This is a genomic window from Crocosphaera sp. XPORK-15E (assembly GCF_034931425.1).
Classification (GTDB): Bacteria; Cyanobacteriota; Cyanobacteriia; order Cyanobacteriales; family Microcystaceae; genus UHCC-0190.
Map to the genome: position 1 here is coordinate 48761 of NZ_JAYGHQ010000005.1, position 19771 is coordinate 68531.

At 39.3% G+C, this 19771-nt stretch carries 19 protein-coding genes; 8 read left to right on the forward strand and 11 right to left on the reverse strand.

The genetic code is table 11. The features are described 5' to 3' along the window. Positions 1-50: 50 nt before the first annotated feature. The 6 genes from gmd to selD form a co-directional block, all read right to left on the reverse strand. The gene (gene gmd, locus VB691_RS05590; protein ID WP_323290483.1) at positions 51-1139 is read right to left on the reverse strand and encodes a GDP-mannose 4,6-dehydratase; all 1089 of its coding nucleotides are present in this window, start codon (positions 1137-1139) and stop codon (positions 51-53) included. A gap of 258 nt (positions 1140-1397) precedes the next feature. Further along, the gene (locus tag VB691_RS05595; RefSeq protein WP_323290484.1) at positions 1398-2132 is read right to left on the reverse strand and encodes a sugar transferase; all 735 of its coding nucleotides are present in this window, start codon (positions 2130-2132) and stop codon (positions 1398-1400) included. A 75-nt stretch (positions 2133-2207) separates the two neighbouring features. Further along, positions 2208-3368, reverse strand: a complete 1161-nt coding sequence (locus tag VB691_RS05600) for a glycosyltransferase (RefSeq protein WP_323290485.1) — start codon at positions 3366-3368, stop codon at positions 2208-2210. Between the two features lie 161 nt (positions 3369-3529). Further along, complete coding sequence (locus VB691_RS05605; RefSeq protein ID WP_323290486.1) at positions 3530-4960, reverse strand: glycosyltransferase family 2 protein; 1431 nt, start codon at positions 4958-4960, stop codon at positions 3530-3532. A gap of 169 nt (positions 4961-5129) precedes the next feature. Beyond that, positions 5130-5768: a histidine phosphatase family protein gene (locus tag VB691_RS05610; RefSeq protein ID WP_323290487.1), complete on the reverse strand. Its 639-nt coding sequence runs from the start codon at positions 5766-5768 to the stop codon at positions 5130-5132. Next, the gene (gene selD, locus VB691_RS05615) at positions 5765-8047 is read right to left on the reverse strand and encodes a selenide, water dikinase SelD (RefSeq protein WP_323290488.1); all 2283 of its coding nucleotides are present in this window, start codon (positions 8045-8047) and stop codon (positions 5765-5767) included. Before selD ends, VB691_RS05610 begins: the two co-directional genes overlap by 4 nt. A 99-nt stretch (positions 8048-8146) precedes the next feature. On the opposite strand from selD, the gene VB691_RS05620 reads away from it, so the two are divergent. The 4 genes from VB691_RS05620 to VB691_RS05635 all read left to right on the forward strand — a co-directional run bounded on the left by VB691_RS05620 (position 8147) and on the right by VB691_RS05635 (position 12013). After that, entirely contained in the window at positions 8147-8473 is a 327-nt protein-coding gene (locus VB691_RS05620; RefSeq protein ID WP_323290489.1) for a hypothetical protein, read from the forward strand. Between the two features lie 11 nt (positions 8474-8484). Continuing rightward, on the forward strand, positions 8485-9207 hold the full coding sequence (locus tag VB691_RS05625; RefSeq protein WP_323290490.1) for a 16S rRNA (uracil(1498)-N(3))-methyltransferase: 723 nt from the start codon (positions 8485-8487) through the stop codon (positions 9205-9207). A gap of 15 nt (positions 9208-9222) precedes the next feature. Next, positions 9223-10305, forward strand: a complete 1083-nt coding sequence (locus VB691_RS05630) for a tetratricopeptide repeat protein (RefSeq protein ID WP_323290491.1) — start codon at positions 9223-9225, stop codon at positions 10303-10305. Positions 10306-10762: 457 nt separating this feature from the next. After that, on the forward strand, positions 10763-12013 hold the full coding sequence (locus tag VB691_RS05635; protein WP_323290492.1) for a DUF3747 domain-containing protein: 1251 nt from the start codon (positions 10763-10765) through the stop codon (positions 12011-12013). A gap of 417 nt (positions 12014-12430) precedes the next feature. On the opposite strand, the gene VB691_RS05640 is transcribed toward VB691_RS05635, so the two are convergent. Next, positions 12431-12598: an EAL domain-containing protein gene (locus tag VB691_RS05640; RefSeq protein WP_323290493.1), complete on the reverse strand. Its 168-nt coding sequence runs from the start codon at positions 12596-12598 to the stop codon at positions 12431-12433. 135 nt (positions 12599-12733) lie between these two features. Here VB691_RS05640 and VB691_RS05645 point away from each other — a divergent pair, with 135 nt between their 5' ends. The 4 genes from VB691_RS05645 to accD are packed head-to-tail and all read left to right on the forward strand — an operon-like array spanning position 12734 to position 15011. Further along, the gene (locus VB691_RS05645; RefSeq protein WP_323290494.1) at positions 12734-12946 is read left to right on the forward strand and encodes a hypothetical protein; all 213 of its coding nucleotides are present in this window, start codon (positions 12734-12736) and stop codon (positions 12944-12946) included. A gap of 7 nt (positions 12947-12953) precedes the next feature. After that, positions 12954-13763 carry a prepilin peptidase gene (locus tag VB691_RS05650; protein ID WP_323290495.1) on the forward strand — a complete coding sequence of 270 codons (810 nt, stop codon included), beginning with the start codon at positions 12954-12956 and terminating at the stop codon, positions 13761-13763. Between the two features lie 32 nt (positions 13764-13795). Continuing rightward, positions 13796-14023, forward strand: coding sequence for a hypothetical protein (locus VB691_RS05655; protein ID WP_323290496.1), 228 nt, complete (start codon positions 13796-13798; stop codon positions 14021-14023). 43 nt (positions 14024-14066) lie between these two features. Then, positions 14067-15011 carry an acetyl-CoA carboxylase, carboxyltransferase subunit beta gene (gene accD / locus VB691_RS05660; protein WP_323290497.1) on the forward strand — a complete coding sequence of 315 codons (945 nt, stop codon included), beginning with the start codon at positions 14067-14069 and terminating at the stop codon, positions 15009-15011. A 408-nt stretch (positions 15012-15419) separates the two neighbouring features. On the opposite strand, the gene VB691_RS05665 is transcribed toward accD, so the two are convergent. The 4 genes from VB691_RS05665 to VB691_RS05680 all read right to left on the reverse strand — a co-directional run bounded on the left by VB691_RS05665 (position 15420) and on the right by VB691_RS05680 (position 19585). Continuing rightward, positions 15420-16319: a DMT family transporter gene (locus VB691_RS05665; protein ID WP_323290498.1), complete on the reverse strand. Its 900-nt coding sequence runs from the start codon at positions 16317-16319 to the stop codon at positions 15420-15422. A gap of 31 nt (positions 16320-16350) precedes the next feature. Then, positions 16351-17358, reverse strand: a complete 1008-nt coding sequence (locus tag VB691_RS05670) for a DNA (cytosine-5-)-methyltransferase (protein ID WP_323290499.1) — start codon at positions 17356-17358, stop codon at positions 16351-16353. A gap of 45 nt (positions 17359-17403) precedes the next feature. Beyond that, entirely contained in the window at positions 17404-18225 is an 822-nt protein-coding gene (locus VB691_RS05675; RefSeq protein WP_323290500.1) for a hypothetical protein, read from the reverse strand. 433 nt (positions 18226-18658) lie between these two features. After that, complete coding sequence (locus VB691_RS05680) at positions 18659-19585, reverse strand: Sll0314/Alr1548 family TPR repeat-containing protein (protein WP_323290501.1); 927 nt, start codon at positions 19583-19585, stop codon at positions 18659-18661. Between the last annotated feature and the right edge of the window lie 186 nt (positions 19586-19771).

The following is a 19771-nucleotide window of genomic DNA, read 5'->3' on the forward strand; positions in this document are numbered from 1 at the left end:
GATCTTTATTGGCGATCAGGGCGAGTCCCTGATCGCTGATTCTTAATAAATTAGTCCACCATGACACTCATGGGCTGACGAACATAAGCATTATCCTTGAAGAGTAACACTTTGTCACCTGTTGTCTCATTGGGAGAAGATAGTCCCAACGCCCCTAAATCTGCTTCTACCATTAAATGTACTAATTCTTCAAAGGTAACAGAGGGTTCCCAATCGAGTTGGGTTTTGGCCTTAGTGGGATCACCAATCAATAAATCGACTTCAGCGGGACGGAGATAACGTGGATCAAAGTCTACAAAGTCTTGCCAATTGAGATTAACATACTCAAACGCGATTGTGAGGAATTCTTTGATGGAATGGGTTTCTCCTGTCGCTACCACATAATCATCGGCGATGTCTTGTTGTAACATTAACCACATGGCTTTGACGTAATCTTTGGCATAGCCCCAATCCCGTTTAGAGTCAAGATTACCTAGATATAATTTTTTCTGGGTTCCGGCCACAATGCGGGCGATCGCTCTGGTAATTTTGCGGGTGACAAAGGTTTCTCCACGACGAGGAGATTCATGGTTAAACAAAATGCCGTTACAGGCAAATAAATTATAGGATTCCCGATAATTGATGGTTTGCCAATGGGCGTAAACTTTGGCGCAAGCGTAGGGACTGCGGGGATAAAATGGGGTGGTTTCTTTTTGGGGAATGTCTTGCACTTTACCAAACATTTCTGAAGATCCGGCTTGGTAAAAGCGAACTTCAATCCCTGTGCGTTGTTGATAATCTCGAATCGCTTCTAAGAGACGTAAAGTCCCCATACCGACAGCATCAACTGTATATTCGGGTGAATCAAAACTAACCCGCACATGGGATTGCGCCCCTAAATTATAAATTTCAAAGGGTTTAACCTCCTCTAAAATTCGTCTCAGGGTAGTTCCATCGGTTAAGTCACCGTAATGCAGGAACAATTTTGCATCAGTTTGGTGGGGATCGACATACATATGGTCAATGCGATCGGTATTAAAGGTTGAAGTTCGACGAATGATCCCATGAACTTCATATCCTTTCTCTAATAATAATTCACTGAGATAAGAACCATCTTGGCCTGTAATACCAGTAATCAGAGCGCGTTTGAGTTGGGTCATCGGTTAGTTATCCTATCTTTAAAAAGATTAATTAAGTTTTAAGATCATCTTGAGCTTTAATAACATACTTTACTTTAAAATGACAAGTTTTGAACGGATCAGGTTCGGGAGCATTGGGAGATATCCTGTACATTATGCCCCAAAAATGAAAGCTTCCCGAAATCATCAATGATCCAGGAAGCTTTTTACATCAGTTATGAATTATTTAGAGTTTCAGTTTCTCACCACAAGCAAAAGACCCAGATTCACTGTTTACAGTTAATAGGCACCATTGTTTTTCGGAAAAACCACCACCCCGATAGTTTTGAACATGATCCAAATATCCATCAACCAATTACGGTAATTGACGTAATAAACATCGATCTGGACTCGTTGAGGATAGGGAATGTCATTGCGTCCTGAAACTTGCCATAATCCTGTGATTCCAGGGCGAATGGTTAAAACTTTTTCAATTTTATTACCATATTTACAGAGTTCTTCAGGAACTAAAGGACGAGGGCCCACGACACTCATATCCCCTTTGAGAACGTTCCAGAATTGGGGAAACTCGTCTAAGCTGGTTAGACGCAAAAATTTTCCAATCCAAGTAATTCGGGGATCATCTCTGAGTTTAAAATTATCTTCAAACTCAGCCCGCATTTGAGGCGAATTCGCCATCATACTTGCTAAAACTTCATCCGCATTCTGTACCATAGTGCGGAACTTGATGCACTTAAACTTTTTGAAGTTTTTCCCTGCTCTCTCTTGGGCATAAAAAATGGGGCCGGGGGAACTAATGGCAATTAACAACCCTAGTATTAAATACAGGGGAGAAAAAATAATCAGCACCGACAGGGAAAAGACAATATCAAAAGTTCGTTTGGCAACTGTTCCATCTAATATCGCCTGTGACCAGGGTTTTTGATATCCTCTTTGGGAGAACGAGGGAGGAAAACCCCGTCTCATCAAAGCTTGTAGAGCTTTGACGGAGATAAATTGGCTATTAGCAGTCATCTTACTCCTTCACATCACATCACACCACACATTTGTGATCATAAAGCTAGAAGACGTAAATCATCGCAATTGTGATCACATAAATCGAAAATTTGTTATCGAACTTTTTTGCTTAAAGTCCTGACAACACTGCTCTAAGAACGTCAAATAGGACGTTTCAAAGATTTTTGGAGTAAATTTTGCCGCTTGTTGACGACAACTCTCTGGATCAATTTGATGCTGAAACTTTTGAAAAGTTTCAACGGCTTCTTCCAAAGCTTGATCTGTTTGGGGAGAAAATAAAATTCCTGTCCCCTTGTCTAAGTTTTGACGAATATCGATTACAGTTTCTAGCGCACCACCACCTCCATAAGCAATGACAGGGGTTCCACAGGCTTGAGCCTCCACCAGCGCAATACCAAAGTCTTCACAGGCAGCATAAACAAAGGCTTTAGCTTGAGTCATATATTGCTCAACCACTGAATCATCTTGCGCTCCTAGGACTTTGATATTAGACTGGGCCATTTGGCGAATTTTTGGGAGATCAGGCCCATCACCAATAATAATTAAAGGATAACCTAATTGATTAAAAGCCCGCACGATTAAAGCAATTTTTTTATAACTGACCAATCGGGAAACTGTCACATAAAAGTCTTCTTTCTGGGGAGTGAAGGGAAAGCGTTCTAAATTAACGGGCGGATAAATCACTTGCGCTTGACGACGGTAACAACGCCAAATGCGGCGGGCGGTATGATGGGAATTGGCGATAAAGTAGTCAACACGGTTGGCTGAAATGACATCCCATTGACGCAGACGGTGTAGGAGATAGCGGGTCAAAATGCCTGGAATACCCTTACCTGCCTGAGAATTCTGCAAATAATCAAAGGTTAAGTCCCAGGCGTAGCGCATGGGAGTATGACAGTAACAGATATGAGGTTGATGGGGACTGGTAAGGACTCCTTTAGCCACCGCATGGGAAGAAGACAGAATGACATCATAGTCTCTGAGATCTAATTGTTCGATCGCCATTGGTAAGAAGGGCAAGTATTTTTGTACGCCATTGCGAGCTAAAGGAAAATTTTGTAAAAAGGTACTGCCAATCACACGACCATAAAGATAGCTCTGAGGGTTGGTAGACTCAAAATCAATCAGCGCATATAAATCCGCTTCCACGTGCTTTAAAATCTCTTTAACCACCAATTCTGACCCTCCTGTGGCTTTTGGGGTCAACCACTCATGGACTAAAGCATATTTCATTACATTTATTCGTTATTAGTTTTATCCAAAAGTCCAAAAACCCCGATTTTTAGAGGAACCGAACCCGATTAATTTTGTTGTCGTTTAGGAAAAAATCGGGTTTTCAACATCAGGTGCCAGATCTGAGTTTAAGGGACGCGATCGCATCCCCACCCCATCTCTTAAAATTCAAAACTTTCTTCTGCTGTCCCTTCATGAACAGTTTTAACCCATTTTAACCGTTTGGGACGAATTGACATCCGCGTGGTGACACAGGGCATAATAATTAACCAGTGCATCAGATACAACATTCCTCGTAAACTTTGCCACCATAATTGAAAAATCTCAAAAATGTTGAGTTTTTCGCTTTTTTGGCTACGACGTAACCCCGTAAACATTCCCCACAAAGACAGGGATAACATTAAAGCTGTCAAAGGACTTAAGATCGGTAAACGATGACGGGTTATGGCCATAATGAAATCGGGAACCGCCGCAGTGGGTAAAAGATACTGCATCAAAATAAATGAGATCAGATCTAATTTTTTTCGCCATCCCATGGGCTGATTAATAATAAATCGCCAATAATCTAAATAGCGTTGATAACCCCCTTCTGCCCAACGGTTTCGTTGATGCCACAGGGCTTTGGCTGTCGTTACTCCTTCTTCCTCTACGGTAGGATCGGTTAAAAAGCCAATTTTCCAATGATCCAGATGTAAACGCATGGTTAAATCTAAATCATCGGTAATGGTTTGTTCATTCCATCCTCCACACTGAATTAAGGCACTACGGCGCACAAATTGACCATTACCCCGTAATTCCCCAATGCCTCCTAGGGCAATGCGCTGTTGCTGAAAAAAACCGTCTAAAGCCATTTCTGCTGCTTGTCCTTTTGTCCAAAAATTCAGGGAACTGTTGGCAATGCTTTTTCGCACTTGTACGGCCCCCATTTCTTTGGTTTCAAAAAGGGGAACAACCCGTCTTAACAAGTCTTTAGAGACTTTGGCATCAGCATCAAACACAGCGATGATGTCGCCTTGGGTTTTGGCAAATACTTCATTTAAGGCCCCTGACTTACCTCCTTCTGCTCCCCCAGGACGATGAATAATATTTAATTGGGGATATTGTTGGGCAAGTTGGTCAAGAATTTCTGGGGTTTGATCGGTACTATTGTCATCAATCACCCAAAGATCGTATTTTTCGGTGGGATAGTCTAAACTACATAATTGGGTCACTAATTGGCGGATGACTGCTTCTTCATTTTTAGCGGCAACTAACAAGGAGACAGAGGGGGCTGAGGCTAAACCTTCATCTGATAAGGGTTCGGCTATGGGGTCGGGTTTGGCGAAGATTAGACGGGAAGCTTGAAGGCTAAATAGGCAGATTAACCCCAAAACCAGCCAAGTTCCCCAGGTAACTACATTAATTCCTAGGGTAACGCCCCAAATAGCCATCAGAACAAAGGCTGCTTTTTGCCGTCTTCCTGATAACCCTTGGAAAAAGTCGCTTCTAAATTCTTCTTCTTCTTCTTCAGGATCTGACCATTCGGATAATAGTGAACTGATGGGATCTAACTCTGACTCTGGGTCGTTGTCTATCCAATATTTTTTTGGCATAATTCAATTGGCTTAATTCGTCATTTTTTCAATGTTAACAACAGTAGGCAGTAGGGGCTTAATAATATTAAGCCCCTACAGAAGTTACTTCTGCTATATTTGTCCTACCATGCTGTTATTATTTCGGTTATTTATCAATATTCTAGCTAAGAATGTCCATTTTTGATGATTAGGTTCCGCGACGATCGCGTAATTCTTCTCTCAGATGGGAGCGATCGCCCATAATATGAATTAAGGGGCCATGATCAGCCATTTCTACGATACTCACCCCCGCCACTGTCATGGCAATGCGATCGCGGTATCGTCCAATATCAATCCCCAATAAGGAACATAACATAATACGGATGGTGGCTTTGTGGGAAACAACCAAGACATTCCCACTCTTGTGACTATATTCAATTTCTTCGAGAACTTCGGAGCTACGACGGGCAATATCAATGCCTTTTTCCCCACCATTGGGACTATTCCACCCAGGATCTGCTAACCAGCGTACATAATCATCATGAAATTCTTGGTTAACTTGATCTGGGGTTTTCCCTTCCCATTCTCCATAATATATTTCTTTGAGTCCAGGGCGAAGCTGCATTTTAATTCCGAGTTGATCACAGAGGGGTTTTGCTGTCGTGATCGCTCGTTTTAATGGACTACAATAAACAGCTTTCCAGGCAAGATCTTGATAGGTTTTAGCAAAGTCTTCGGCCATTTTTTCCCCCGCTTCCGTGAGGTCAATATCAAGTCTGCCGCAATAGGTTCCGGTTTGACTGGCGGTGGTTTCACCATGTCTGAGAAAGTAAAGTTTTAGGCTCATTCGTTAAATTCACGTAAAGTTAAGGTTAACAAAGGTTCAGAACTTTTGTCTAAAATTTTTCCTATTATACTACTTTCATTATACCCTAAATTAATAAGTTTGTGCAAGCATTTTTCAGCATTTTCTTGAGGAATAGAGGCCAGAAGTCCTCCAGATGTTTGTGGGTCAAATAATAAGGGGTATTTGGGGAATTTTATTGCTTTTTCTCGATTACTAATATAAGTTGCTGCGGCTAAATTTTGGGGATGTAAGGAACTAAAAATTCCCTGTTGAATGGTGTCTATTGCACCAAGTAAAATAGGGATCTTTTCTAAGTCTAATTTTACTGATACTTGAGAGGCTTTCATCATTTCTGATAAATGACCTAATAATCCAAATCCTGTGATATCTGTACAAGCAGTTGCCCCAAATTCTAACAAAATTTCTGACGCTTTTTGATTGGAAATTAACATAGATTCAATGGCTTTATCTATCCAGCTTCCTTTCGCTTGATAAATCATCTCAGCAGCAAATAATGTTCCTGTACCAATGGCTTTTGTTAAGATTAAAAGATCACCTGATTTCATGCCACTTTTTCTTAATAAATTTTCAGGTGAAACCAAACCATTACAAGATAAACCAAACCCTAATTCTGGGCCTTGTAATGTATGACCTCCTATTAAAGAAACTTGAGCATTATTGATAACTTTTAGGCAACCTTGTAAAAGTTGATATAAGATTTCTTCGACAATTTTATCATCACCATAAGGCAAAGTAACAACGGCTAAAACACTATGAGCAGTTGCTCCCATTGCCCATAAATCACTTAAACAATGATTGGCTGTAATTTGACCAAATATAAAGGGATCGCTGACTAAACTCGGAAATAAATCAATGGTTTGCACTAATAATTTTTCACTGTTTAATTTGATTACTGCCCCATCATCAGGAGACTTTAACCCGATCACGATTTCTGGATTTTGAATAAAATTTAATCTGTTTAAAGTTCTTTCTAAAATTTGACTCCCAACTTTGGAAGCACAACCAGCACAAGCTGAAAATTCTTGCTTATTTTCTGTTTTTAACTGTGTCTTTTGAGAAGAATTTAACTCTGATGACATCACAGGTAAATCCTTGAATTGATTCATAAATTTACGATCAATATAATCTTTCCAATGCCATAAACAAGATGACTCTAAACCGAAAGCTCCCCAAGAGGCGATCGCCTTTTTATTTCCTGTTCCAATTAAACTTAAATAATATTTTTGAGGATGATAAGCTTTTAAAGATTCACCTAAAATAATGCGCTGTAAATTCTCAAATAAAGGTTTTCCTTGACGCACAGCAAAAACACCAGCTTTCGGACGTATATAATGTTCCATTGTCGCTATATCTCCGGCAGCAAATATATGAGAATGAGAGACAGACTGTAAATAATCATTGACTAACATAAACCCCTTTTCATCAGTTTTTATGCCTGATTCTTTGATCCATTTGGGGGAAGATGCTTGAGTAACCCAAAAGATGATATCACAAGTTACATTTAAACCAGATTCACAGAAAACTTGATAATTATTTTCAGATATTTTCTCTAGTTTAGATACCTTTGTATTCAGATGAATATTTATCCCTCTACTTGATAAAATATGTTCTAATCGACCACTCACCCAAGAATTATGTCCTGTCAATAAAGTTTGACCTTGATGAAATATATGAATTATTAAATTGCTTAAAGGTTGCTGAGCTTTTTCTAAAATTGCTTGTAGATGTGTCTGCATATTTAAGGCTAATTCTACCCCACCTGCACCTCCACCAACAATAGTGATTTTATAGATATTTTTAGGATTATTCTCTACAGTTTCAATAAGCTGATTCCAAGCAGCTAAAAATTGAGGAACTGGTTTAGCAGGAATGCTATATTGAGATGCACCTGTTATATTATTATTGTTGGGTGTACTGCCAATATCAATGGATAAATAATCAAAGGAAATAGGCGGATGATTGGCACAAATAACTTGATTATTGTCTAAGTTTAAACCAATGGCTTGATCAAGATAAAATTGTGCTTGAGAAAACCGAGCAAGACGACGTAAATCTATATGTGTTTCTTCAAAGGTATAGAAACCTGCTACATGACCTGGTAACATACCAGAATAAGGAGTGTGAGACGTATCACTAATTAAGGTTAAATATACCCCAGGAATAGGATTCATACCCCATCTTTTTAAGAGAATAGCATGACTATGGCCACCTCCAATTAAAACTAAATTATGAGTCAAAGGAATTGGTTTAGATAGCATTGACACTTTTTTGATTATTGATTAATGATGAATGTTATATATGATAAACTAATCAGGAATCAATTTTAAACCTAGATATCCCCAACTACAATTATATTTATGACTTCTGACTGGTTAAACTTGCTCTCTCTTAAGGTGAAACTGCTAAAACTCTTATTGATTCTTATTCTATCATTGATGATTATATGTCCAGCTAATGCAGCATTATGTCATCAGACAGATCATCATACTATTTGTATCTTAAAGATCAAACGGAGCGCCAAGAATTATTGGGAATATCGCGCTGCTGTTAAAATTGATCAAGAAGTTAGACCAATGGAGATCTATAATTGTCGAGAACAACACCGCATTACTAAAGAGGGAAATATTATACCCTTTGAGTCTGATGGTGCCGGAGCCTATCTTTGTCGTATATTAAAGAGGTAAGTAAGTATAAATTGGTTTACAGAATTGTTATTACTCCAACACAAGATCAAGGGGGAGTTATTCACCTCAACCCTGAGCAAAGACATTATTTGAAAAATGTTCTACGCTTAAAAGATAAGAATAATTTTATTGCTATAGACGGGACAGGAAAGACTTATTTAGCGAAATTAATTGGTGACAATGCCCAAATCATTGAAAACCTAAAAGAGTCAACAGAATTACCCATTCCTATCACTTTAATGATATCCCTCCCCAAAGGCAACGGTTTTGATGACATTATCCGCAGTTGCACAGAATTAGGGGTAAACACATTTATTCCAGTGATCAGTCAACGAACCCTTCTTAAACCTAGTAGTCATAAACTAGAACGCTGGCGAAAAATTGCTACAGAAGCCACTGAACAATCAGAACGCCAAATTGTTCCCCAAATTTTTGACCCCGTTTCTTTCTCCGAAGTGTTAATAAATGTAGACAAAACGAATAGTGATTGCTATATTTGTGTTACACGTAGAAAAGCTGCTCATTTGCTCACCTATTTGTCTAACTCATGCACTGCTCCCATTACTATTGCGACGGGATGTGAGGGCGGTTGGACAGAGCAAGAAGTAAACGAGGCGATCGCCGCAGGATTTGTTCCTGTTAGTCTTGGCTCTCGTATTCTTCGAGGGATAACGGCCCCTATTGTTGCCTTATCCTTAGTCACCTCTTTCGTTGAAAAAAAGTCTTTACCTTGAACCTGTTTTCTTTCTATGTTTGAGCCAATCATTGAGGCAATAAATACCCAAGACTACCCCACAGCATACCAACTTCTTGCACAGTGTAAACAGCAAGAGCCGGATAACCTTTGGGTACCCTTTTATGAAGCAAGCTTAGAAGAAGCACAAGGGAATTTAAGCACTGCGAATGAACATTATAGGCAATTATTACCTCAAGTGGTTAATGCCAAGCTCATGGCTCAAATTCGTCAGGGTATTCAACGTATAGCTAAACTGGAAGAAACTCAACGAAAAAATGCCCTCTCTCTAGTCATGGAAGAAGCAGGGAGTTTGGAGATGGGAATGTTAGTCTTAGAAGCTATTCCCAATGAATTAAAACAAATGGCGGCGCAAAATTTTGGCAAAATTATGGAGATTGATGCCTATACGGCACGCCTCCAATTACCCAGTCGCTCTTGGCGATTATATCGTACCGGAGCTATTGGTAAACTGCGATTTTATGAGCAGCAGTTGAATCAAGGGCAAATTCCCTGTTTTACAGCTTTAACACGGGATATTAGCGCGTTGAAGGTTCATCAAGTCTTGTATATTGAGTCCGTTGAGCCTAAAATAACTGTAGTCTATCAACCCAAAAAAGGACAGCGAGACATCTTTACTTTTGATTGCTCAGAAGTCGGACAACGGGTGGAAGGGTTATTGCCTTTGTTTGAGGAATGTGTTGATGTGGGTTTAAGAGGGAAATTAGAACGGAAAACCAAAACTTCTGACTACGCCAAATTCTGTGATCTACATCTACCCCAACACAAGATGATTATTCGTCTCTGTGATCAAACCTATCGTTTTCTAGAAGGTGTTGCCTTTTCTGAGGTGCAAAAAGCAACTGATGGGAGAGCCACAGCTAGGGATAGTTGGCATCATATTCTACAGTTTATCAAGGAAAAAACCCCAGATATCCCCGTTAGGGCTGAATTTACTCCTTTTGGAGAATCAGCTATTGATTTTCAAGAATTACTCAAATTAATTAATCCCCGCATTGACTTATTGCGTCGGGAAGATACCCCCTGGGATGCTGCGTTTCACCTTTACAGTGGGTTGGCCTTTTTGAAGACATTTTGAACTCCCGCCAAGACACTACAGGCAGACACAGATTTCCCAATCTATCATCCTATTACCCTTTCAGGATACAAAAAATACTACAGTTTGTCAATGCTTCGACTCCGCTCAGCATTGACCCTGAGAGAAGCCGAAGGGTCAACCCCCATTACTGCGTTAATTATTGAAAATTATTCTTGATAAATAAGTAACTTTTAATACATTTTTTCTAGATTTAGTAGCAAAAGATACAAGATTTTTCAAATTAGGCAAAATTTTGGAAGATAAAAAATACAAATATATTACAAAAAAGTCAATCAATTAATCGTCACCCTAATAGGCCAAAAATTTGTTAACTTTGTGGTACTTCTAGAGAGAGTGGAACTCGATATCTCCTGAAGTGGTCAAAAGAACTCGATCAGTGCGAGAATCTTTCGCTATTATTCAATAAACCCACAACGATAACCTTATACTTCAAGCCATGAAAATATCTACCCTACCTTTAAAATTAGCCACTCTAGCAACTGTCACCTTAAGCAGTCTCATCCCTTTTAATAGTGCTGTTAAAGCCTCTACCTTTAGCGAAACCGAGGTGGAGCAAACTCAAGTCATTGCCATTGCCAGACCTTATGGAGAAGGTAAATATGACCTTTTAGTCATTGAGCAAATCCCAGGAAAACAGGCTTGTTGGGCTGAAAATGGAGCTAGTCCGGTGTTAGTTGATCCCTTACTGCTCAAATTTGACTTTACGGGAATTTGCCGACGCTCAACAGACAGTAATGGCTATTCTATCCGTGTTGATGGTAACGACTTAGGTTTAGATTATTTATTGCGTTTAGTTCCCCGTGATGGAGAATTAGTCTTAGTGGGGACTCCCAGAAGTGGCAACTACAGCGAAATCGTCTTAGGTAGTACCCAAGGTCTGGCCTCTGGATTTATGAAAGTTCAACTCTATTCAGGCTGGAAATTTACCAAGCGGACATTTCAAGACAAGATACTGGGCCACTTCTATTTTAGCGGTTCTCAGGCGGCGATCGCAGGTGGGGGTGCAATGCCGGAAAATCCTCCCGCAACAGCAACCCCTGTCGCTACCAACAATACCAGTCGTGGTTTCGTTGATATGAGTGGCAACATCTATCAACCTCAGATAGAGAAAGCCGTACAAATGGGTTTAGTTGCTGGCTTTGACGATAACACCTTCCGTCCTGAACAAGCTATAACCCGTGAACAATTAATCTCCATGGCCGTTGATGCTATTGGGACGGTTTATAAAGTCGATTTAGAGGCCCCCCCTCAACGGGATGTGATTTCGTTCAAAGATGTGGATAGTTCCCGTTGGAGTGCCAAGAAGATAAAATGGGCCCAGTCGAATTTTCTGAACATTGGTAATCCTAACAATACCTTACAGCCAACAGAATCTATTACCCGCGCTGAGTTAATTGATACCATGCGTCGTATGGCCATTCATCTGAGAAATAAGCTTAATCTTCCCGAAGAACTGCCACAAACTCAAGAACCCGTGGCCTTTTCTGACATTTCCAATAATTGGGCCGAAGGTACCATTACTCAAATGTCAGGATACTGTGGCATTGCCTCACCGATAGGAGAAAAGGGAATGAAGTTTGCCCCTGATAGCAAAGCAACCCGCGACTATACTACCTCTGTTATGGTAAGGGTTTTAGAATGTGTGCAGTCAGAAGCACAACAAGCAAATCAGCAGAGTCAAAGGTAAGTTAAATTAGGGGCAATGTGTTGATATCGCAACTGCTAGGACGGTTAGGACAGAACTTTTTTCTTTAAACTCTTGTATACACAGAGTTTAACTTCTGACTTCTGACTTCTGCTATGTTTGCCCCGAAATAACTTGGTTGAAAGATAAATTTTGACTTGCCAGAATAGCTTCTACTGTTTCACCATTTAGGGGTTTATCGAAAAATCATGGGTCTAAAACCCCGCCCTTCAGGGCATAATTGTGCTACAATGGAATTGTAGCGTTAACGGCTACCTACTGGGGGTCCCCCAGGAAGTGACGACTAACCCTGAATTGGCAGGGTGTCTGGAAACAGATGGATGTATGACCTAGTAAGGTAAGTACCAGTCAGCCTAGTAAACCTCACAAGAGAGTAGGTTTCAACAAGTAATTGTTGAATCAGAATCCCCTCGCCTTTAGGCAGTGGAGTATGTCAAAGCCAAGGTTTTGCAGTTCTTCGAGTTGTTGATGAGTTTCAATGCCTTCAGCGATCGCAATTAATTCTAATTGATGACTGAGGGTCATAATTGTTTCGACAATCTGATAATTTTTTTTGTTATTTGACATTTCTCTGATTTTAGAGAAAAAACAAGTTCGCGTCATTTTATTGCCCTTAATTCTGGCATTAGGCAACCTCTTGAGTTACATTTAGGTCAACACCATCAAGAATGTTTCCTTCAATTTAACAAATAAGCAGTTTAAATGCACAACAGCTTAGGCCGGGATTTGTGGGAAAGTCACGAAGGTATTAAAAGTATTTTAGGATTTCTATTAGAAGTTTATTTAGTTGAAAAATTCCTGCCGTTACTTCATCAATATCTGTTAAAGTTTGAACTCGAATCAGCAGGGAAAGGCGATAATGTAGTTTTAGTATGTCAACCACTTATCTTAACAGTTGAAGAAAACCAAGGTTAACACAAATATGGACTTACTCATTGCTAGTATCACCCTCCCCTTTGTTTTCGCCTTCGGTGCTTGTATTGGTAGCTTTCTTAACGTCGTTATCTATCGCTTACCTGCGGGACTTTCCCTAATTCACCCCCCTTCCCGTTGTCCTAAATGTGAACATCGTCTCGGAAAAACCGAAAATGTCCCCGTATTGGGGTGGTTATGGTTGCGGGGCCGTTGTCGTTGGTGTCACGCCCCCATTTCTATACGCTATCCTTTAGTAGAAGCAGCAACGGGCCTTCTATTTTGTCAGGTATTTTGGCAATTCCAATTTAACCTAGTCACTCTCGGTTATTGGGTGTTAGTTAGTTGGTTAGTTGCCCTCTCCATGATTGATTTTGATACCATGACCTTACCTGGAAGTTTAACTAAATCTGGGTTAATTTTAGGGTTAATCTTTCAAGGGGCGATCGGTTGGCAAATGTCTCACACAGCAGATTACTTGATGACGGGTATTGGTAGCGCAGTTTTGGGAATTTGGTTATTTGATTTGATTGGATTTAGTGGCACGATTATTTTAGGACAAGACGCATTAGGGGGTGGTGACTCCAAATTAGCGGCCATGCTTGGGGCCTGGTTAGGCTGGAAATATTTATTAGTTACCAGTTTTTTGGCCTGTGGTATCGGGGCCCTATTTGGGGGTGGGGCAATGTTACTCAGAAGACTAGATCGCGGACATCCTTTTCCCTTTGGCCCATTTTTAGCTTTGGGGGCAATTTTAACCCTATTTTGGGGGCAAACCATTGTATCCACTTATATCAGAATTTTCTTCCCCCTGATCTAAGCAGATGCCTTAATCTTATGAATAACTTCTGAATGACTGATAAAATGAATGCTGTAGCTTGGATTACCGTAAAAACAACAAGGGCCCGTTGGGAAGCTGAATTAATGCAGCAACTCCTAGCCGCTTATGATATTCCTAGCCGTGTCATTGATATTGGTGTTGGGATTTATTGTGGTCAAGGATCTCAGGCAGCCCTGCAAGTTTGTTCGCCTGATCAGTGGACGGCATTGTTATTATTAAGTGCGCCGGAAGAAGATTAACAAAATCCTCCCTCAAAATTATCGTTAATATTGTTATCTATCTATGTCTATATTTGATTGGTTTGCTAAACAAGAAAAGTCAGAACCTCCCATTCAACAACAACAGCAGGAACGGGAAATTGCCGATGGCCTATGGACAAAGTGCGAAGCTTGTACTGCTTTAACTTATACCAAAGACCTCAAAATAAATCAATTGGTTTGTACGGAATGTGGCCATCATTTTCGGGTAGAAAGTGATGAACGCATTGCCCAGTTAATTGATGATAAGACCTGGAAACCTCTGAATACTCATCTAGAACCCACTGATCCCCTAAAATTCTATGATCGCAAATCCTACAGCGATCGCATTAAAGATACCCAAGAAAAAACAGGTCTAATTGATGCAGTAGAAACAGGAACGGGTTTAATTGATGGTTTACCCTTGGCCCTAGGGGTGATGGACTTCCGCTTTATGGGGGGCAGTATGGGGTCTGTAGTGGGGGAAAAACTCTGTCGTCTCATTGAACAGGCAACGGAGGAACGCATACCTGTGGTGATTATTTGTGCTTCTGGTGGGGCGCGAATGCAGGAAGGAATGTTAAGTTTGATGCAGATGGCGAAAATTTCAGGGGCCCTAGAACGTCATCGCAATAGAAAATTACTTTATATTCCGGTGTTAACCCACCCCACAACGGGCGGAGTAACGGCAAGTTTTGCCATGTTAGGAGATATTATTATTGCGGAACCAAATGCGACGATTGGATTTGCAGGACGACGGGTAATTGAACAAACCTTACGAGAAAAGTTACCTGAAGGGTTCCAAACCTCGGAATATTTATTAAAACATGGCTTCGTGGATGCAATCGTTCCTCGTACTCAGTTGAAGAAGACCTTAGCCTCTTTAATTAGTTTACATCAGCCCTTTTTCCCTGTGCTTCAACCCTTGAATGTTCATGTTAAACATCAAGAGGAGGAGGTTTTGTTGAAATTGGATGGTCAACAAGGCTAATTTTAATGTAAGAGTGTCAATGTGTGAAGGGAGAAGGAGTTTTCTGCTTCTTTTTAACTTTATATAGGCTTAACTTATGTTTTTGTGGTTTTTGTTTGAAAATATCAATCACTTAATCTTTCTTCATATTCTCAAAATATGAGAATTACTCTCAATAAGTAACGAGGTTACGCCTTTGTGGTATGATTGATAAATATTAAACATCTACAGTACGTCTGTCTTGTCCTAAAATAAGGTCTGTAAGTCTTATTCTTTCGTCCCATCAATCGAGTTTTTCTTGAGTCACGTGTTTATTTCCTGCTTTTTCGGAACTTATTTTGAGCGAATGTACTAAAATGAGACAGAGTATAATTACTCATGGGTTGACAAAAACATCAAAGTATGTATCAAGACTAAATAGTATTCTTTTTATTGAGTAAATAATAGCCCAATTCCTGCTAAAGCGACTAATACTCCTAAAAATGCTCTCAAACTAATTTTCTGGCCCATTGCTAAGGCAAATGGTAACACAAATAAAGGGCTAGTTGCTAATAGAGTTTGGGCAATTCCTGCGGGGGCAAATTTTAGGGAAGTTTGTTGTAACCAAATCCCTAAATAAGTGCTACCAAAGGCGGCAAGGCTAATAATTCCAATCAGTCGTAAAGATAATTTTAACGGCTGATTGGCTTTTTGGTTTCGGGGAATCAATAATAAAATACCAATAATTATCATCCCTCCAATTAACCGTAATAGGGTACTTTCTAAGGAAGATAAATTAGAATTAACCAGAGCAAAACGCGCTAAAACGACTCCAGTTGCTTGAGAAAATGCTGCTAAAATGCCCCACAATATCCCTCTGATGGGATGGGAATGATTAATGACTGATTCAGTTGTTCTTTCTGTAATTACCCAAGCCACTCCTAATAGGGTTAAAATAATTCCTAAACAGGACTGTAAACTAAGGGTTTCTGATAAAAAAATAAAGGCAAACATAGCAGACATCGGAGTAGCTAAGGTTTCCATTAATAGGGTACGTCTTGCCCCCAAATAGTTTAATGTAGTAAAATAAGCGGTATCCCCTAAACCAATGCCAATGGCTCCACTAATTAACAATATAATAACTGGTAAAGGGGTTAATGTCGGGAGAGAATTATGGGTTAACAATAAAGTTAAAATAATTAAGAAAGTGGCAACAATTCCTTTGAGTAAGTTAAGTTGTAAAGGAGGAATTTTTTGTCCAAGAAAAGCATAAACTATAGATGAAGCTGCCCATAAAAAGGCTGCCCCTAATGCAGCAAATTCTCCAATAAATTGATTATTTGTTGTCACAATAATGAAATATTATTACAGTTAATTTTTTCTATATTTTAGCATATAATTTATTAAATTGATTTTTTGTAACTGCATCAAACAAAGAATTAAGAATGGAGACAACACAGGGAACTGCCACCGAATTTCCTACTAATTTTCTGGCAGTAGAATAAGAACCCACAAGCTTAAAAGAATCAGGAAACCCCTGTAAACGTAACATCTCACGTTCGGTTAAGCGTCGCTTGCCATTGACTAATAAATAATTATAAGATGCACCTGCTCTCATTGCACAGGAATAAGGATAAGCACTAATATGGCCCCCTTTGTTTTCATGCCAAATTGTAATTTTATGTTGATTATTTCCCCTGTATTTAGCTAAACGGTTCATTTGTATTTGTTCAGAAGCATGATAAGATTTAGAAACAGATTTTTCAATAATTTCTGTTAAAGACTTCATGACTATATTAGGCTTTTTCCATGTAAAGTTAAGGGGTTCACGAAATCCAACAATAAAGATTCTTTCTCGTTTTTGAGGTAAACCAAACTCTAAAGCATTTAAAATTTTATACTCTAAATAATAACCTAAATCAGATAAAATACCTAAGATAGTGTTTAGGGTTTTACCTTGATTATGTCCTAATAATTGTTTGACATTTTCTAAAATAAAAGCATAGGGTTTATGATAATCAAGAATTCGAGCAATATCAAAAAATAAAGTTCCTCTGGTATCTTCAAAACCCTGTAGTTTACCACAAATACTAAAGGGTTGACAGGGAAAACCAGCAAATAAGATATCATGTTTAGGGATTAAGTCTGCTGATATTTTTGTAATATCACCTTGCGGTTTGTCTCCAAAATTAGCCTCATAATTTTTCTGAGCATCAGCATCAATATCCGAGGAGAAAACACAAACAGGAGTTAATTGTTTTTGATTTACCTTATATTGATTACAAACCATGTCTAAGGCAATGCGAAAGCCCCCAATTCCACAAAATAAGTCAATATAATTTATAGTAAACTCATGATTATCACCATGCAAATCATCTTCTAAAAACATATTTAAAAAGTTCTAATATTCAGAATCTTATTAATGAATGATAAATTAACGGTGCATAAATACCCCAACTCCAATGAGAATAATACCTAACAATTTTTGTTCCTGAATATTTTCTTTGAGGATGAATTTAGCCCCTGACATACTGATAACGTAAGTTAATGCTGTTGCGGGACGGACAAAACTAATATCAGCCCAACTTAACACAGAAATGAAGCTAAAAAAGGCAATTGACTGACAAATAATTCCACTAATAATCATCGGGTTGGTCACAATTTTAATCACCATCTTAACCAGGTTGCGCCAGTTCATATTCTCAGTTTGGCCAATCCTTTTCATCCCCAAAGCCAACAATAAATCTCCACTCGCATCAGAAATAGAACTAATAAAAATGGCTAACCAAGTCTTAGAAACAACCGCACTCAAAGGAAGAAGAAACAAAGGCACATTCCGAGACTTAATATTGCCTCGATATTGTCCCGAAAGCTGAGAAGTTTGGCTATCACTTAAGCCAACAGATAACACTCCAAAGGCAATAATAAACGTGCTAACCCATCGCATTCCTGAAATATGTTCCCCTAAAAACGCCCAAGCAAATAACCCATTAAGAACATAGCTTGAGGCATGAATGGGCAAAACATAACTTAAATCCAACTTAGAAATTGCCGTTAGATAAAGACTTAAAGAAATCACCAGGACACAGAGTCCCATCAAGATCCAATAATTCGTTAGAATGTAAGCAATTAAATACAAAATAATCGTTGGACTCGAAAAATCAAACCCCACAAAGTCTTTCATTCCCCGACTCAGCAGTATATCGCCTAATACCTGAGTGATTGCTAAAGATGCTAATAAAAGAAAATTTTTCACAGTACCTAATGATTACTCACTAATTGTTGCTACTATGCTCAATTGTCCCTGTTCTCCAAGTCATGTTTCTATTAATTATTTATTAAACCTTTAAATTAATCACAGACTATAGTACAGAGATTGAGCATTTTAGAAGTTTAGTCTATCATAATAGCGATCGATACCCCATCGCCAGAAAACAGTAGAATTGCGAACAGGCTATTAAGCTTTGACTGGTTCGTGGCGAATTTTGATTCATTGAGATCAGAAATTATAATAATGGAACCAAATACTTGAGGGAGAGTCAAGAAGATTCAATGACAAGACTTGTGCCGAAGGCGAAAAGGTTCCCCGATGACAAAAATTGGGGAGTTACGCTATCTTATAAAGTTACCCATTTTCGGGACAGATTATCCTGGTGGATGAGGGGACAACGGCCGTTGACCCCTCATAATTAATTAGGATTCGACGCTAATTGAGCAATTTCATCTTGAACAACCCGATAATCGTGCCGTAATGGTATTTGAAGACCATCAGGCAACTGATCAACCTTGATCATCGCTTTCTCAAAATAAGTATAAGCCTCTTTCAGTAATACCAGATCTTGCGGTTTGCCATCTTTAGTTCTCCCTTTTTTACGGAGGAGTTGCCCTTTGAGATACTGTATTTCAGGGTTATCAGGACTATCTTTCAACGCCTGATCAATATATTTCATAGCAGTATCATACTGTTTTAAATCTCGATAAGCAGCAGCTAAAGCGCGGTTAACCATATAATCTGGGGCTGCATATTTCTCAAACCGAGAAATAGCATCTTCTGGACTCGAAAAGGGTAAATTGACCGATAAAATTAAGTCTAAATAACCTTTGAGTAAATTTAGTTCTGGATCACTTGGCGAAACTTTTTCAGCTAATTCCAGATAATCAAAGACTTTTTGTAATTTATCAACTGCCCCTAGGGGCCCTTTAGTTTTAAAAGTATAAGCCCCCTCTAAAAAATGACCCACCGCTTGATAAAGATTACCGCGCAAGGGGTCTTTTGGGGTGAGTTTTTCCGCCGCTGATAGGGTTTTACCTGCATAGACTCTCATGGTTTCAAAATCGCCTTCAGCATAGGCCAAAGAAGCTTTCATCGCATGGGCCAAGGGTTCATCCCCTTCGGTTGCGATCGCTTGTTGTAAATACTTTTCTGCTTCTATATAGTTTCCCTTATGAAAAACTGCCTCAAAAGCAGCCTCTGTTTTATCCCCAATCGGACGAGGGTTACTGCTGCGGAAAGGATCGCCGGCCCATGAGGGACTTCCCCACATACTCAAGGCCACCGTACACACCACAGACAAAGAGAAGGAAGCTGTTTGAGATTTAATCAACCGGTCAATCATGGCTTTCTCCAAGCAATATTCAGATAAAACATTTATCTTCAAACAATAATGAAGATAAATGTTAGATTTTAGACGCTAGGAATAGGGTTTTAGGTTTCCCCAAACAGTCCCTCATCTTCCTAACTGACTATGTTGATCTTGATGTTAGCAAAAATCTCTTAAAATGAAAGAACATTTCTTAACTAA